This window comes from Nitrospira sp. (genome assembly GCA_035968315.1).
In the GTDB taxonomy this organism is placed as follows: domain Bacteria; phylum Nitrospirota; class Nitrospiria; order Nitrospirales; family Nitrospiraceae; genus Nitrospira_D.
This window is the reverse complement of sequence record JAVYIN010000005.1, coordinates 817,235-831,049: the sequence shown is the minus strand read 5'-3', so window position 1 is coordinate 831,049 and position 13,815 is coordinate 817,235. Positions and strand designations below refer to the sequence as shown.

The window sequence follows — 13,815 nt, the reverse complement described above, 5'->3', positions numbered from 1 at the left end:
GAGATGAAGGGCCGTGCGAAGGCAGACACACTCCGCACGGCTCAGGCCGCTTACTTCATTTTCCTGGGGTCTTGGTACACCATGAGATGGGCGTAGGGGGTGCCGTCGAACATGATGTAGGTGCCGGAGGGGTTCGGGGTGGTCGGGAGTTTCGTGGCGGCGGCGTCAAACGGCCACATGACCATCCAGTGCGCGGGTTCTTTGACAATCTTTGCGCCCTCCCCGGACATGACCACTTTCCCGTCTTTTTCAAAATGGGAGCCGCCGCGCACCATGTAGGCGATGCCGGGCACGGTGTTCGTCGGCTTGGGGGCGTTGTTCATGATGTCGGTGAACCATTGCTGGGAGGCGGCGTCCATGCACATGGGATCGGGATCTGGCAGATTCATCACGGTCGGGATGCAGGTAAAGCCGTTGGCGCTTTTCCGCGTTTCGGTCAATGTGCCGTCGGCACCGAAGACCATGACGCCGGCGTCTTTCGCAATATGCGCCGGGGCTGCGCTCAAGGCCAGTGCCGTCTGGTCTTTCTCGGACATGGCCTTCACGTCTTTGACCGTGGCCCCTTTCTTATGGTGTGTATCTCCCGCTGTGGCAAGAGCCGGCAGCGCAAGGGAACTGGCAATGAGGATGGTCAGCGTCACGTGTCGAATCATAACGGCCTCCTTGGTGAATAAGTGCAACGATGATTCGTAGGGGCTTCATTACACCACTTTTTCGCAGGGGAGGGCAAAGACGTGCAGCGGGAAGGTGTTGCCATGCTCATGCAGCCCATGCGTTTCTCTGAAGCGCGTGAACGCGTCGATGAGACGAGCGGCCGCGGGCTCCTGCACTGCCGTAAGGATCATACAGTTGGCTCCCGGGGAGAAAAAGGATTTCACGGATGGCCCGGTCTCTCCCTGGCCTTCGACGTTGTGGATTTCGCTAAAGGACGTGACCTGGTGTTCCTTCAGCAGCGCATGGATGTGTTGAACGATCGATTCCCGAAACACAATCATCAGCATTTTCATGGCAGACACTCCTCCGGAGCCTGGTGTGCGAAGTCGTGGATAGAGATCCTCATTGAGCCGCTCGCCCTGCCAATCTATAGGGGAGAGGCCGAAAAAAGACAAGAGGCATTGAGGCCGGGATCGCGAGATCCGGTGCGGCCATGATAGACTGCGCGCCCCATGTTCGACATCATTCTCTACCAGCCTGAAATTCCCCCGAATACCGGCAACATCATCCGCCTCTGCGCGAATACCGGGGCAGGGCTGCATCTGGTCAAGCCGCTGGGGTTTGATCTGGACGACCGGCAAATGCGGCGGGCTGGATTGGACTATCACGAATTCGCGACCCTCGCGGTCTACGAAACCTGGGCCGACTGTGCGGCGCATTTCAAGAATCGCCGTCTGTTTGCGGCCTCTACCAAGAGCACTCAGCGGTATGATCTGGTGTCCTATGCCGAGGGCGATGTGTTTGTCTTTGGGCCGGAAAGCCGTGGCTTGCCGCCAGAACTCTTAGGATCGGTCGCCGAGGGGCAGCGGATTCGCATCCCGATGAAGCCGGAGAGCCGGAGCGTGAATCTCTCCAATGCCGTAGCGGTGGTGCTGTATGAAGCCTTGCGTCAGGTCGGATTTGGGCCTTGCCGGTGACGCAGTGAAGATCCAAGAGCGTATGGCGTATGGCTGATAGCAGGAAATAGAGATGACCGAGCAGGTCTTTGTTTGTGGCTATCCGCCATCAGCTCTTTGAGTTTCTGCTAGAGGTCGTTCTTTTTGAGATACCGGCCAAGTCCCTGCCGCTGAGCGAAGTAGTACGCATAGTGGAGGGCGGCGAGATTGGCGATCCGCTCCTCCGCTTCTTCGCGGCTGTCGGTATAGATGATCTGCATCCCATACCGCGCCGTGATGGCATCCAGAAAATCCATCAAGCCGTTCTTGTGATACTGGCCGAGCCGGCCGCTGGCGATCCGCGCCTGAATGGCGCCTTCGATGACGAGAAATCGGTGGGGGATGGCGAGCAGCGGTTCGAGTTCGCGCAGAAAGGGCAGCCGGTTATCGGCGGGATTGGAAAAAATCGTATTGAACTCTTCGACGCGTTTCCGGACGACGCAGAAGAGTTCCGGCGCTTCGGCAATCGCATAGTCTCCGGCGGCCAGCGGTTGCTGCATGGTGCCGGCGATACGAATCAGACCGCGAAACTCATAGGGCTGGTGCTGGCGGCTATCGACGAGGATATGAATGGCCGGCACCGGAGTCTTGGGCTGTTCATCTCGAAAGAGCGTGACGGGCAATTGCGGGCCGCGCGGCTCCTGCCTGGCGTGACGCGGGGCCGCCGGCTGAGGCCGCACGGGCGAAGCCGGGCGTGACGGTTGGGGCGCGGCGGCGGGCGTTGTGCGCGTCGAGGCCGGTTGCGTCTGGGCGTCATAGCGCTGACGCAAGACCGGATCGCTCAGAGTCTGATAGGCCTGGTTGATGAGCTGCGTACGAGCTTCCGCTTTGCTGTGCAGCGCGGGGGCGTGGGTGAACCGGTCCGGATGCCAGACTTGGAGTTGTTCAATCCAGGCCTTTTTAATATCGGTGGCGGTGGCCAACGGGCTTAATTCAAGCACCTGATAGTAGGTCACTGTGCGAGGCTCCCAGGTGGAATGGCTCAGAAGCGGAGTGTAACGGACTCGCCGGCGGAGTGCCAGCCTGAAAGGGCCGATGGAGTCTGAGGGGATGGGCCTGTCCCGCCTTCGTGCTGGAAGTCACAGGGGGCTTCTGATAGATTCCACCGCCGCATTGTCCGATGCATCACACGAGGACTCTATGACGACTTCAACACAGGCTCAGATTTCAGCCGCAGCGCAGCTCAAGATCGGTTCCCTCATCGCCAAGGAACTCGGTGTCGGCGCCCATCAGGTGGCGGCGGCGGTGGCGCTGCTCGACGAAGGTTCGACCGTTCCCTTTATCGCGCGGTACCGGAAAGAGGTGACGGGGAATTTGGACGATACGCAGCTGCGGACACTGGAAGAGCGGCTGCTCTATCTCCGTGAGTTGGAGGCGCGGCGCGCGGCGATTCTGGCCTCGATTGACGAGCAGGGAAAGTTGACCGACGCCTTGCGAGCGAGCCTGGATGCCGCCACGACCAAGCAGGCCGTGGAAGATCTCTATCTGCCTTTCAAGCCCAAGCGCCGCACGCGGGCGCAGATCGCGCGGGAGGCCGGGTTGGAGCCCTTGGCCGATGTGCTGCTGGCTGATCCGATGCTCGTGCCTGAGGTGGAAGCGGCCAAGTATCTCAATGTGAAGCCGGCGGCCGAAGGCGCCGAGGCGATCAATGTGCCCGATGCCAAGACGGCGCTTGAAGGAGCACGCGATATTTTGATGGAGCGCTTTGCCGAAACAGCCGATCTGCTGGCGGCTCTGCGGACGCGTCTCTGGGAGCAGGGTGTCTTGACCTCGACGGTGATGAAAGACAAGGAGCTGGCCGAAGAGGAAAAGTTCCGCGATTACTATGCCTATTCGGAGTCCATCAAGACCATTCCGTCGCATCGGGCCCTCGCGCTCTTCCGGGGGCGCACCCTCGGTGTGTTGAAGCTGGAATTGGGTTTGGGGGAAGCGAGCGAAGCGGTCGTGCCCCATCCCTGTGTGGCGATGATCGCGGCTCATGCCGGGATCGCGGATCGCGGGCGCCCCGCCGACAAGTGGCTGGCCGGCGTCTGCGATTGGACCTGGCGGATGAAAATCCATGTGCAGCTCAGTGTGGAATTGCTGGTGCAGTTGCGCGAGGCGGCGGAGGCCGAGGCGATCAAGATTTTCGGGCGCAATCTCCACGAGCTGCTGCTGGCGGCGCCCGCCGGCTCCAAGACTGTGCTTGGGCTCGATCCCGGCATTCGCACCGGGTGCAAAGTGGCCGTGGTCGATGCGACGGGCAAGCTGCTGGCGACGGAGACGATTTACCCGCATCAGCCGCGCAACGACTGGCAGGGATCGCTGGAAACGCTGGTGCGTCTCGTGGTCCGGCATGGCGTGGAATTGATCTCGATCGGCAATGGGACGGCGAGCCGGGAAACCGACAAGCTGGCAATCGAGGTGATCAAGCTGGTGGCCACACACAAGCCGGAGCAGAAGATTGCCAAAATCGTGGTGAGCGAGGCGGGGGCGTCGGTGTACTCCGCGTCGGCCTTTGCGGCCGCGGAGTTTCCCGAGCTGGATGTTAGTTTGCGCGGGGCCGTGTCCATTGCACGGCGTGTGCAAGATCCCCTGGCCGAGCTGGTCAAGATCGAGCCGAAGGCCATCGGCGTGGGCCAATATCAGCATGACGTCAATCAGCGGGCCTTGGCGCGGTCGCTCGATGCCACGGTCGAAGACTGCGTGAACGCCGTCGGTGTGAACGTCAATACGGCGTCGATTCCGTTGCTGGAGCGGGTGTCGGGGCTGAACAAGGCGCTGGCGAAAAATATTGTGGACTATCGGGATGCCCATGGCCCGTTCTTGAACCGCCTGACGATTCGCAAGGTGCCGCGCTTGGGCGAGAAGACGTTCGAGCAGGCGGCGGGCTTTCTCCGTATCCCCGATGGAGACAATCCCTTGGACCGGTCCGCCGTCCACCCGGAGGCCTATCCGGTGGTCGAGCGCATTCTCACGCGCCTGGGGACTGGGATTCGTGACGTGATGCGCCAGCCGGCCGTCTTGAAGGGATTGTCGCCGACGGACTTCACCGATGAGAAGTTCGGGGTGCCGACGGTGCGCGATATTCTCACCGAGTTGGAAAAGCCGGGCCGTGACCCTCGTCCGGAATTCAAAACGGCGGCCTTCCGTGACGGCGTCGAGGCGGTGGCCGATTTGCAGCCGGGCATGGTGCTGGAAGGCGTGGTGACGAATGTCGCCGCGTTCGGCGCGTTCGTCGATATCGGCGTGCACCAGGACGGGCTTGTGCATGTCTCGGCGCTGGCCAATAAATTCGTGAAAGATCCGCATGAAGTGGTCAAGCCAGGCCAGATCGTCAAGGTGAAGGTGCTCGACGTGGATTTGAAGCGCCAGCGGATTGCCTTGACCATGCGGCTGGACGATGCGGCCAGCCGTCCCGCTCAGCCTGGGAGCGAGGCCGTGACGGCCGGCCCTCGCGATCAGCGGGGACGCGGTCCCTCGGCATCCGGCCAAGCGGCCACACGCTTGCCTCAGCCGGTCAGCGCGATGGCGCTGGCCTTGGCCAAGGCCAAGCAAAAAACCTGACAGGCTGTTGGTAATGTCCGCCAGCGGCGTTCCCTGAAATCGTGAAACGTGAGGCGTGAAACGAGAGGAGGCCACGGAAATGCGGCTTTGCAGGACCGCCATTCCGAGCCGTCTCGTAGCTACCGCTCGGCGCGCACGTTGAAGAAGTCGCCGCCTTTGACAAACTCGTCGTCGCTGCCCCAGGCGATATGTTTGTCCAGGCGCTTCATGAGCGGCACATGTTTGGAGCAATGGACGTAGGCTTCCTCGACGTTCACCAGGACCCAGGCTTCCGGATGCCGGCCGCCTTTGATCTGCATGGCTTCGAGAATACTGGCGGGAAGCTGCTGGATCCCTTCCAGCTCACCGGGCGTCAAGACCTGCGCTTTGCCGTTGACGTGCAACCCCATCGTGGTCAGATAGTAATCCAGGAAGATCATCCCGATGTGGGGGTTTTCCAAGATATTGCCGACGCTCGCCAGCACGCCGTTGCCTCGATATTCCGGATAGACCAGCGTCTTCTCGTCCAGCACGGTGACGAATCCCCTGGTGCCGGCGCGGAATGAGCTGTCGCAGGCGCCCTTCGCATCGGCGGTGGCGATAAAGACCATTTCTTGCCGCGCGATGAACTGCTGCATGGGCCGGTTGAGATGGTCCAGCATCTGATTGGCGTAGAAGGCGGCGGCGCGCGTGGTGGTGCCGAACCGTTGCTGGGCCTGCTGTTCTCCCGATGATGCCGGTTGTGTCATAGCCGGTGTTCCTTCTATGGGGCGGGGGCTTTGTGTGCCCCGGGATGGTGTTCGTGATGGTCTGCGGCGATCCCATATTTCTTCAGTTTCGCGAGCAGGGTCTTGTAGTCGATGTCGAGGGTTTTGGCGGCCTGGGTTTTGTTGCCCCCGCTGGCATCGAGGACGCGTTGGATATGGCGCCGTTCGATGTCATCGAGCGAACAGGCGGAGAGGTTGCCGTCGCGCTCTTGCCCCGCTGATGGGGGAAGGCTCTGCGCCACGTCGTCCCGGCCGATCGGACCCGTGCCGGTGTGCATCAAGACCATGCGCTCGACCACATTCCGCAGTTCCCGCACATTGCCCGGCCAGTGGTAGGTGGCCAGTTGCTGGAGGGCGTCCGCCGAGAGCGTGCGCTTGGGTGAGCCGGGCACCGGCCATGTTTGGAGGATGTGCTCGACCAAGGCGGGGATATCCTCAGTTCGCTCACGCAGCGGCGGCACACGCAGGGTAATGGTGTTGATGCGGTACAGGAGGTCGTCGCGGAAGCGGCCTTGATGGACGAGTTCCTGAATATCCTGATTGGTGGCGCCGATGATCCGTACGTCGGCGTGCAGGGTGCGGGTGCTGCCGACGGGGCGGTATTCATTGCGGTCGAGAAACCGCAAGAGGCTCACCTGCATCGGTCCCGGCATCTCGCCCAGTTCGTCGAGAAACAACGTGCCGCCTTCAGCGGCGGCGATGAGCCCGATCTTGGCGGCGGTGGCGCCGGTAAACGAGCCCTTTTCGTGCCCGAAGAGTTCGCTTTCGAGCAGTTCCCGGCTGACGGCGCCGCAGTTGATGGCGAGGAACGGCCCGTTGGCCCGCCGGCTCAGATCGTGGAGCAACCGCGCCGCCACTTCTTTGCCGGAGCCCGTTTCTCCTTGTATGAGGACGGGCGCATTGGCCGGTGCCACCTGGGCAATCTGGGTTGTGAGTTTCTGCCAGGCCGGGCTGGTCCCATCGACAATCACATCGCGCGTAAATCCGCCATGGCGGGCCGCCAGGTTTTCCTTGCGGAGCGCACGGACGGTCTTGAGCTTGGTCAGCGCCGCCTTCACCACGCCGGCATCGAACGGCGTGTCCTTGATGAGGAAGTCCCAGGCGCCTTGCTTCATGGCCTCGACCGCGTCTTTCACGTCGCCGTGTCCGGTGAGCATGAGCACATCGACGTCCGGCTGGTGCTCAGTAATCCATTTCAGCACGGCGCGGCCGTCTAGACCGGGCATCCGCAGGTCCGTAATCACGCAATCGAAGGGCGACGTTTGCAAGGCGTCGAGACCGGCCTGGCCATGCGTGACGGCGGTGACCTGGCAGCCCTCTTCGCGCAGGGCCTGTTCCAGGACCAGCCGGACATAGGCTTCGTCGTCGATGATGAGTGTACGCATCAGTGCACCTGATTGGGAAATGCCAAATAGAATGTGCTGCCCTGGCCGGGCGTGGATTCAGCCCACACCCGGCCGCCGTGCTTGTCCATCACCAGCTTTACAATGGCGAGTCCGACGCCGGTGCCCTCATACTCGCCTGGGCTATGGAGCCGTTCAAAGAGGCCGAACAGTTTGCCGGCTTGGTGTGTGTCGAAGCCGATGCCGTTATCGCGAATCCAGAGGATCCTCTCCTTCGGCGTCTGCTCTCCGCCGATCGTCAGGGCCGGTGCGACCGTGCGGGCGGAAAATTTGATGGCGTTATCGAGCAGATTGGTGATGGCTTGGCGCACGCTGACCGGTTCGCCGTACAGGTCGGAGAAGGGCAGGTTTACGGTGATGGCCGGTGTGGCGCCGGAGCGCGGGTGCAGCCGGTCCGTGACCATGCCGGTGATTAGCTCCATGACGTTGAAGCGAATGCGGGGCAAGTCTTGCTGCTCCAATCGGGAATACTTCAAGAGGGCGTCGATCATGTGCGTGAGGCGCAAGGCTGATTGCCGGATGACGCCGATGTGGTGCCGCAGCGGTGCGTCGTTCGACTCGGCGAATTGCTTTTCGAGGATCGATGAAAAGCCTTCGATTTCGCGCAAGGGGCCTTTCAGGTCGTGCGCGATGGAATAGGTGAAGGCTTCCAGCTCTTTGGTCTTGCGCATGAGCGCGGTGCTGTGGTCCCGCAGGCTCGCCAGCATGGTGGCGAGTGAGCCGGCGAGGGCGCCGACTTCGTCACGGCTGGGCCAGGGTTCGAATTGGGCCGCGAGGTCGTGATGTGCCACACGGTCGGCGGTGGCCGCCAGGCGTGTGAGCGGGTTGGCCACATGCCGTTTCATGGTCCCATAGACGGCGACGATCAGCAGCGTGAGGACGCCGAGAATGCCCATGACCATCATGCGGGCTTGATCGACGAGGCGGTCGCCTTCGATTTTCATTTCGACATCGATCTTGCGATGGACTTCGATCAAGGCGGCGATGGCTTCTTTGGTGCGGGTCGCGGCTTGTTCGTAGGCGGCTTCCGATCCGGCGCGATCGGCGGGATGCGTGCCGAGGGCGCTGGCCAGGTCTTCCCGCTGCGCGCGCAAGCTGGTGAGGCCATCGGCGATGGCGACGACGGCCTGGTCTTCCTGGAGGGCCAAGTCGGTTCGGCCATGGTGCTCCAGCATGCCATAGAGCACCGGGTGGGTGCGGGCGGCATGCGCCGCCTGATACGTGTCGAGCGCGGCCAGGGTGCGCCGCTCGATGTCAGCGATGGCGGCAAAGCCGGCGGTCCGATTCGCATCGGAGAGATGTTCCCGGGCGTGATGCATGGCGGTTTCGATATCGCTGATATTCCGCAGCATTTCCGAGGCGGTGACCACGCCGGGGATGGTAATGCGCTGGTGGCGATCGACGTAACTATTGACCCGGGAGAGATAGACGAGTGTGGCGGAGAAGCTGACGACGAGCAGTAGCAAGATCAGCCCAAAGGCAACGGCGAGTTTTTGGCCGATGGCGAGGCGGGCAATCCAGCCGACGGGTGTCTGAGGCATGATGTACCCTAGCACAGCACACGGGAGAGTGTCAGCCGGACGGCGGTGCTCAGGCCATGCCGAGAAATTTGAGCAGAAAGCCCGCTGCCGCGCAGGCTCCGACGACAGGAATGATCGGGATTTTGAATCGATAGAGGGCTACAAACGCGGCGATCCCGATGAGTGCGGGTATCCACTCGAAGCGGCCGGCAAATCCCTGCGGCCATAAGACGTGATAGGCAAAGAATAGCGCCAGGTTGAGAATGACGCCAACGACGGCGGCCGTAATGCCGGTGAGCGGCGCGGTGAATTTCAGGTCGCCATGGGTGGATTCCACGATGGGGCCGCCGATCAAGATGAAGAGAAAGGAGGGGAGAAAGGTAAAGAACGTGACGACGGTTGCGGCGACGATGCCGGCCCAGAGCAGCGCGTCGGGACCGAACAGGGTGGTGGTCCAGCCGCCGACGAACCCGACGAAGGTCACCACCATGATGAGCGGGCCGGGCGTGGTTTCGCCCAGGGCGAGCCCGTCGATCATTTGGAGCGGGGTGAGCCAGTGATAGTGTTCGACGGCGCCTTGGTAGACATAGGGGAGCACCGCGTAGGCCCCGCCGAATGTGAGCAGGGCGGCTTTGGTAAAGAACCAGCCCATTTGTGCCAATGGATGATTCCACCCGTAGATCCCGACAAGTCCGCCGAGCGCCGCGGCCCATAAGCCGATCCCGATTCCAAGATGTGTCCAAAAGGAGGGCCATGAAAATCGCGCATGATCCGGGATCGGGGTGTGGTCATCGATCACCGATGGCTCGTGGGGTGTGTCCGTGGCGCCGTGCCCGCCTCCCAGTGTGAAATATTCCGGGCGCAGGCGGCTGCCCAGATAGCCGAGCACACCTGCGGCCAGCACAATGGCGGGAAACGGAACGTGCATGGCGAAGATGCTGACGAACGAGGTGCCCGCAATCGCCCAGAGCCAGGCGTTCTTCAGCGCCCTCGATCCGATTCGAAAGGCGGCGAAGACGACGATGGCCGTGACGGCTGGTTTGATGCCATAGAAGAGGCCGGCGACGGCCGGAAGATCGCCATAGGCCATGTAGATCCACGAGAGGCCGATCAAAATGAAGAGGGATGGCAGCACGAACAAGCCGCCCGCCACGATGCCGCCCCATGTGCGGTGCAGGAGCCAGCCGATGTAGGTCGCGAGCTGCTGGGCTTCCGGTCCTGGCAGGAGCATGCAGTAGTTAAGGGCATGGAGAAATCGCCGCTCCGAGATCCACCGTTTGCGTTCGACCAGTTCCTGGTGCATCACCGAGATCTGCCCGGCCGGCCCGCCGAAACTGATGAAACCGAGCTTGATCCAGAAGCGCAACGCTTCGGAGAAGGAGACCGCGGGTGGCAATCTGGTCGGCATGTCCTGGTTCATTTCAAGCGCATCAGCCAGGGATCACCGAAGTCGGTGAGGCATCAGGCCTGGTCCCTTGTGTAACAGTTTCAGCGTTGAACGGATTGTGATGGGGAGTGGAGACGGAGCCTTGCATCACAATCGGAGCCGCCGAATGTGTCGACGTTACTTCCACGTCACTTCCTCCCAGCAGAGATGAACGAAGGTTTCAAAGGGAGGAAAGTTATTGCTGTTTTGTTCCTTCGACCTAAGCCAGAGATCGATTTCCATACCGGCTGGATCGGTTTCGCCCCCAGGCAGAGTCCGCTTGACCGGATAGCGAACCTCATGGGTTATGGGATCGCGAGACCGTTCCATTACCATGAAATGCGCATCGTAGTCTTTGTAGAGGATCTGATCGTTTTTATGCATGGTCGCGGTGCCCCATCCGCCAAGATAGAGCCACGTTTTCGGGTACAGGGGATCGCCGTTGCCTGAGTCCCCATGTTCATACAATCGTGTGGCAATTCCGCCATTCTGAAACGGAGCTTTCGCACTGAACCGGTCAAAGACGATCCGATAGTGGTCCGCGCCCTCGGAAAATTCGGCGGTGATCTGGCCGCTATCCGTGAGTTCATTCACGGCGATCTCGATGGCGCCCTGCACCGGGGTCAGGTGTTTGCCGGCATAATCGAGGTGGTCCCAGGGTGCGCGGTCATTCATGCTTCCGATCAGAGTGGTTCTTTGGCCGGAAAGGTGGAATTGGCCCGTATAGTATGGATGTTCAGTGGCTTGAAAAATCCTGGTTCCTTCGTGTTCTTTGGGTGTGCCGAATTGTCCTGCAAATACAGCGGACACGAATATCAGCGCCATGGATAAGGCTGTTGAAACTAGGAATGGTGCGGCCGTCTTTTGCTGAGTTGCCATGGCAATTCCTTTCCATTGGAAAATCTACTGGCGCGCGGTTCCCCAGCGGCGATGGAGAAATTGTTCTATAGGAGTAAACAGTGATTTGTCTACGGCCAGCCCGATCACTACGATGACCAGCATCACTCCGATCACTTGATCCATTGCGTTAAGTTCCCGTCCATAGTGCAATAAATGCCCCAGGCCAAAGCCGGTCAGGATCGTGACGAATATTTCCGCCGCCATCAGCGAGCGCCAGGCGAAGGCCCAGCCTTGCTTCATGCCACTCAAAAGGAATGGCAGCGATGCCGGCAGGATCACATGTGTCCAGGTGTGCAGGCCGGTTGACCCCATGCTGCGGGCGGCACGGGTATAGATCGGCGGGATCGTCCGCACGCCGTTGTTCGTGGCGAGAATCAATGACCAGAGGGTTCCCATCACCACGACGAAGAGCATGGCGGATTCGGTTTGCCCGAACCAGAGGAGTGCGAGCGGCACCCAGCAGACGCTCGGAAGCGTCTGGAGTCCCAGTGCGAGGATTCCAATGGTGTCTTGAGACCAGCGGGACGAGGCGGTGAGGAGGCCCAAAGGAAGCCCGGCAAGGACGCCGAGTCCGTATCCGATAAGGAGCCGTCGCACGGTGACGACGGTGGCCTCCCAGAGTGTGCCGTCTTCCACGGCGGACCGCAGATAGTCGAAGACGCTCATGGGAGACGGCAATAGGAGCGGCGACCAGATCTTGGCTTTCACGGCGAGGTGCCATACAGCCAGGAGGGCCAGGAAAAATAGCGATGCGGACAGCCATCGTACGATCATCCTGCCACCTCCGTTTTGACGTAGCCTTTCAGCACGCGGGTAATCTCCGTGGCGTAGCGCGCGAGGTCCACACTGTTGATGTCACGCGGGCGTGGAAGAGGAATCGCAAATTCTTCGCGAATCCGTCCGGGGTTTGGTGAAAACAAGATCACGCGGTCTCCCAGGCAGACCGCTTCTCGCACGTTATGCGTGACGAAGACGATGGTCTTGCGATGCTGGCTCCAGATGCGTTGAATGTCGCCATAAAGTTGCTCGCGTGTGAGAGCATCCAGGGCGCCGAATGGTTCGTCCATCAAGAGCACGCTGGGGTTCGGTGCCAGCGCTCTAGCCAGGGCTACGCGTTGTTTCATGCCGCCGGAAAGTTCATGGACATTGGCATGCATGAACCGCTTCAGGCCGACGAGTTCCAGGAAATATTCGGCCTTCTCCTGACGTTCCGCGGCCGTCAATCCGTTGCTGAGTTTCAGCCCAAAGAGGACGTTGCCCAACACGGTCAGCCACGGGAACAAGGCGGCTTCCTGAAACATCATAAGACGGTGGGGGCCTGGGCCGGTGATGGTGTGGCCGTCGGCTTGAACGAGCCCGCGATCAGGCCGGTCGAGGCCGGCCATGATGTTGAGCAAGGTCGATTTGCCGCAGCCGCTGGGGCCGACGAGACAGACGAACTCTCCGTCGGCGATACGGAGCGTCACGTCGTTGAGCGCCTGAACATGCAGCGAGCTGGTCTGAAAGGACTTCGAGATATGTTCAAACACAAGTTTGCTGGAGGCGGTGGTGGTCGATGGGCTTTCCGGTGTCGGCATGTCAATTCAACCTTTCGATCAAGCGGGACAAGTCTGGGGCTGTGCGAATAAATCCGGCGCGCTGCGCGTTGGCGACGAATTGCTGATACTCGCCGGGCGAGGCTTCAGTGGTCAGGCCGATCCGTGTCCAGGCCTGGGCGATCAATTCGGTTGAGACGGCGGCGTGGGTTTCAGCCGCCAGTTCTTGTTGCGCCATCTGCTTCGCCTCTGCCGGATGCGCGAGGATCCACTCGGTGAGTTCACGGTGGGCCTGTGCAAATTTCTTGGCGAGTTCGCGTTTGGTCTTGAGAAACTTCACACTCGATACCAGGACTGTGATGCTGTCCTTCGATTGTTCGAGAAGGATCTTGCCTCCGGCGTCACGTTCCAGACGGGAGACCCAGGGTTCAACGGTCCAGACGGCATCGAGCTTCTTGCTTTGGAATAAGGCGAATTGGTCGGGGTTTGGTGTGGGGACGATGAAGGCATCGCCGCCAGTCTGCGTAATCTTCAACCCGCCATTGGCCAGCCAGGCCCGGCAGGCCACGTCTTGCGTATTCCCGAGCTGGGGAGTCGCGATGGTCTTTCCTCGAAAATCGGCGGGTTGCGTAAATGTGGAATCGGGTTGGACAACCAAGGCGGCGCCTCCGGTCGCGGCGCCGGCGATGATGCGGATTTCCTCGCCGTTCGATTTCGCATAGGCATTCAAGGCTGGGCTTGGCCCCACGTAAGTGAGGTCGATGGAGCCGGACAGAATCGCTTCCATGGCGCTCGGTCCGGCGTTGTAGATAAACCACTCGATCTTCACGTCTTGGCCGAGCCGCTCTTCAAACCATCCGCGTCCCGTGCGAGAAAGGTGTTGGGCGACCAGACCCTGGACGTGGGTGATATTCGGAAAATGTCCGACGCGAATGGTTTCGGCTGCCAGCGCCTGTTGAGGTGTAGAGATTCCGGCCGACGCAGTGAGTAAGAGTAAGCCGAGAGCTATCGCTGACAATCGTTTCATGATGGTTCCTCTTGATCCAAGGTGATGCCCATTGGGAGCAGGGGCTCTCTCCATTCCGGTGGA

Annotated in this window: 13 protein-coding genes; 2 read left to right on the top strand and 11 right to left on the bottom strand. The window is 60.9% G+C overall.

The window, feature by feature from the left end; all coding sequences use genetic code 11:
- Positions 1–50 precede the first annotated feature (50 nt).
- Both RI101_07610 and RI101_07605 read right to left on the bottom strand, forming a co-directional pair.
- Complete coding sequence (locus RI101_07610; GenBank protein MEC4889913.1) at positions 51–653, bottom strand: hypothetical protein; 603 nt, start codon at positions 651–653, stop codon at positions 51–53.
- A 48-nt stretch (positions 654–701) separates the two neighbouring features.
- A complete protein-coding gene (locus tag RI101_07605; protein ID MEC4889912.1) occupies positions 702–1,007 on the bottom strand; it encodes a hypothetical protein in 306 nt (101 codons plus the stop codon).
- A gap of 159 nt (positions 1,008–1,166) precedes the next feature.
- Between RI101_07605 and RI101_07600 the strand changes: the two genes are divergently transcribed.
- Positions 1,167–1,631 (top strand): tRNA (cytidine(34)-2'-O)-methyltransferase, encoded by a 465-nt coding sequence (locus RI101_07600; protein ID MEC4889911.1) that lies wholly within the window; start codon positions 1,167–1,169, stop codon positions 1,629–1,631.
- Between the two features lie 107 nt (positions 1,632–1,738).
- On the opposite strand, the gene RI101_07595 is transcribed toward RI101_07600, so the two are convergent.
- Positions 1,739–2,605, bottom strand: coding sequence for a DnaJ domain-containing protein (locus RI101_07595; GenBank protein ID MEC4889910.1), 867 nt, complete (start codon positions 2,603–2,605; stop codon positions 1,739–1,741).
- A gap of 184 nt (positions 2,606–2,789) precedes the next feature.
- Here RI101_07595 and RI101_07590 point away from each other — a divergent pair, with 184 nt between their 5' ends.
- Positions 2,790–5,195: a Tex family protein gene (locus RI101_07590; protein MEC4889909.1), complete on the top strand. Its 2,406-nt coding sequence runs from the start codon at positions 2,790–2,792 to the stop codon at positions 5,193–5,195.
- A 119-nt stretch (positions 5,196–5,314) separates the two neighbouring features.
- Here the strand turns inward: RI101_07590 and RI101_07585 are convergent, their stop codons facing one another.
- From RI101_07585 to RI101_07550, 8 genes are all read right to left on the bottom strand, one after another.
- The gene (locus RI101_07585; protein ID MEC4889908.1) at positions 5,315–5,923 is read right to left on the bottom strand and encodes a pyridoxamine 5'-phosphate oxidase family protein; all 609 of its coding nucleotides are present in this window, start codon (positions 5,921–5,923) and stop codon (positions 5,315–5,317) included.
- A gap of 14 nt (positions 5,924–5,937) precedes the next feature.
- Positions 5,938–7,326 carry a sigma-54 dependent transcriptional regulator gene (locus RI101_07580; GenBank protein ID MEC4889907.1) on the bottom strand — a complete coding sequence of 463 codons (1,389 nt, stop codon included), beginning with the start codon at positions 7,324–7,326 and terminating at the stop codon, positions 5,938–5,940.
- The gene (locus RI101_07575) at positions 7,326–8,885 is read right to left on the bottom strand and encodes an ATP-binding protein (GenBank protein MEC4889906.1); all 1,560 of its coding nucleotides are present in this window, start codon (positions 8,883–8,885) and stop codon (positions 7,326–7,328) included. The genes RI101_07580 and RI101_07575 overlap by 1 nt, the downstream gene beginning before the upstream one ends.
- 49 nt (positions 8,886–8,934) lie before the next feature.
- Positions 8,935–10,272, bottom strand: a complete 1,338-nt coding sequence (chrA, locus tag RI101_07570; GenBank protein MEC4889905.1) for a chromate efflux transporter — start codon at positions 10,270–10,272, stop codon at positions 8,935–8,937.
- A gap of 156 nt (positions 10,273–10,428) precedes the next feature.
- The gene (locus RI101_07565) at positions 10,429–10,965 is read right to left on the bottom strand and encodes a hypothetical protein (protein ID MEC4889904.1); all 537 of its coding nucleotides are present in this window, start codon (positions 10,963–10,965) and stop codon (positions 10,429–10,431) included.
- Positions 10,966–11,193: 228 nt separating this feature from the next.
- Positions 11,194–11,964, bottom strand: a complete 771-nt coding sequence (locus RI101_07560) for an ABC transporter permease (GenBank protein ID MEC4889903.1) — start codon at positions 11,962–11,964, stop codon at positions 11,194–11,196.
- Positions 11,961–12,767: an ABC transporter ATP-binding protein gene (locus RI101_07555; GenBank protein MEC4889902.1), complete on the bottom strand. Its 807-nt coding sequence runs from the start codon at positions 12,765–12,767 to the stop codon at positions 11,961–11,963. The genes RI101_07560 and RI101_07555 overlap by 4 nt, the downstream gene beginning before the upstream one ends.
- Position 12,768: 1 nt before the next feature.
- On the bottom strand, positions 12,769–13,752 hold the full coding sequence (locus tag RI101_07550; GenBank protein MEC4889901.1) for an aliphatic sulfonate ABC transporter substrate-binding protein: 984 nt from the start codon (positions 13,750–13,752) through the stop codon (positions 12,769–12,771).
- Positions 13,753–13,815 lie beyond the last annotated feature (63 nt).

What these genes read in the sequence shown, in the direction of transcription:
- RI101_07610 (MEC4889913.1), bottom strand. Translation starts at nt 653, where the DNA reads ATGATTCGACACGTGACGCTGACCATCCTCATTGCCAGTTCCCTTGCG.
- RI101_07605 (MEC4889912.1), bottom strand. Translation starts at nt 1,007, where the DNA reads ATGAAAATGCTGATGATTGTGTTTCGGGAATCGATCGTTCAACACATC.
- RI101_07600 (MEC4889911.1), top strand. Translation starts at nt 1,167, where the DNA reads ATGTTCGACATCATTCTCTACCAGCCTGAAATTCCCCCGAATACCGGC.
- RI101_07590 (MEC4889909.1), top strand. Translation starts at nt 2,790, where the DNA reads ATGACGACTTCAACACAGGCTCAGATTTCAGCCGCAGCGCAGCTCAAG.
- RI101_07585 (MEC4889908.1), bottom strand. Translation starts at nt 5,923, where the DNA reads ATGACACAACCGGCATCATCGGGAGAACAGCAGGCCCAGCAACGGTTC.
- RI101_07580 (MEC4889907.1), bottom strand. Translation starts at nt 7,326, where the DNA reads ATGCGTACACTCATCATCGACGACGAAGCCTATGTCCGGCTGGTCCTG.
- RI101_07575 (MEC4889906.1), bottom strand. Translation starts at nt 8,885, where the DNA reads ATGCCTCAGACACCCGTCGGCTGGATTGCCCGCCTCGCCATCGGCCAA.
- chrA (MEC4889905.1), bottom strand. Translation starts at nt 10,272, where the DNA reads ATGCCGACCAGATTGCCACCCGCGGTCTCCTTCTCCGAAGCGTTGCGC.
- RI101_07565 (MEC4889904.1), bottom strand. Translation starts at nt 10,965, where the DNA reads ATGAATGACCGCGCACCCTGGGACCACCTCGATTATGCCGGCAAACAC.
- RI101_07560 (MEC4889903.1), bottom strand. Translation starts at nt 11,964, where the DNA reads ATGATCGTACGATGGCTGTCCGCATCGCTATTTTTCCTGGCCCTCCTG.
- RI101_07555 (MEC4889902.1), bottom strand. Translation starts at nt 12,767, where the DNA reads ATGCCGACACCGGAAAGCCCATCGACCACCACCGCCTCCAGCAAACTT.
- RI101_07550 (MEC4889901.1), bottom strand. Translation starts at nt 13,752, where the DNA reads ATGAAACGATTGTCAGCGATAGCTCTCGGCTTACTCTTACTCACTGCG.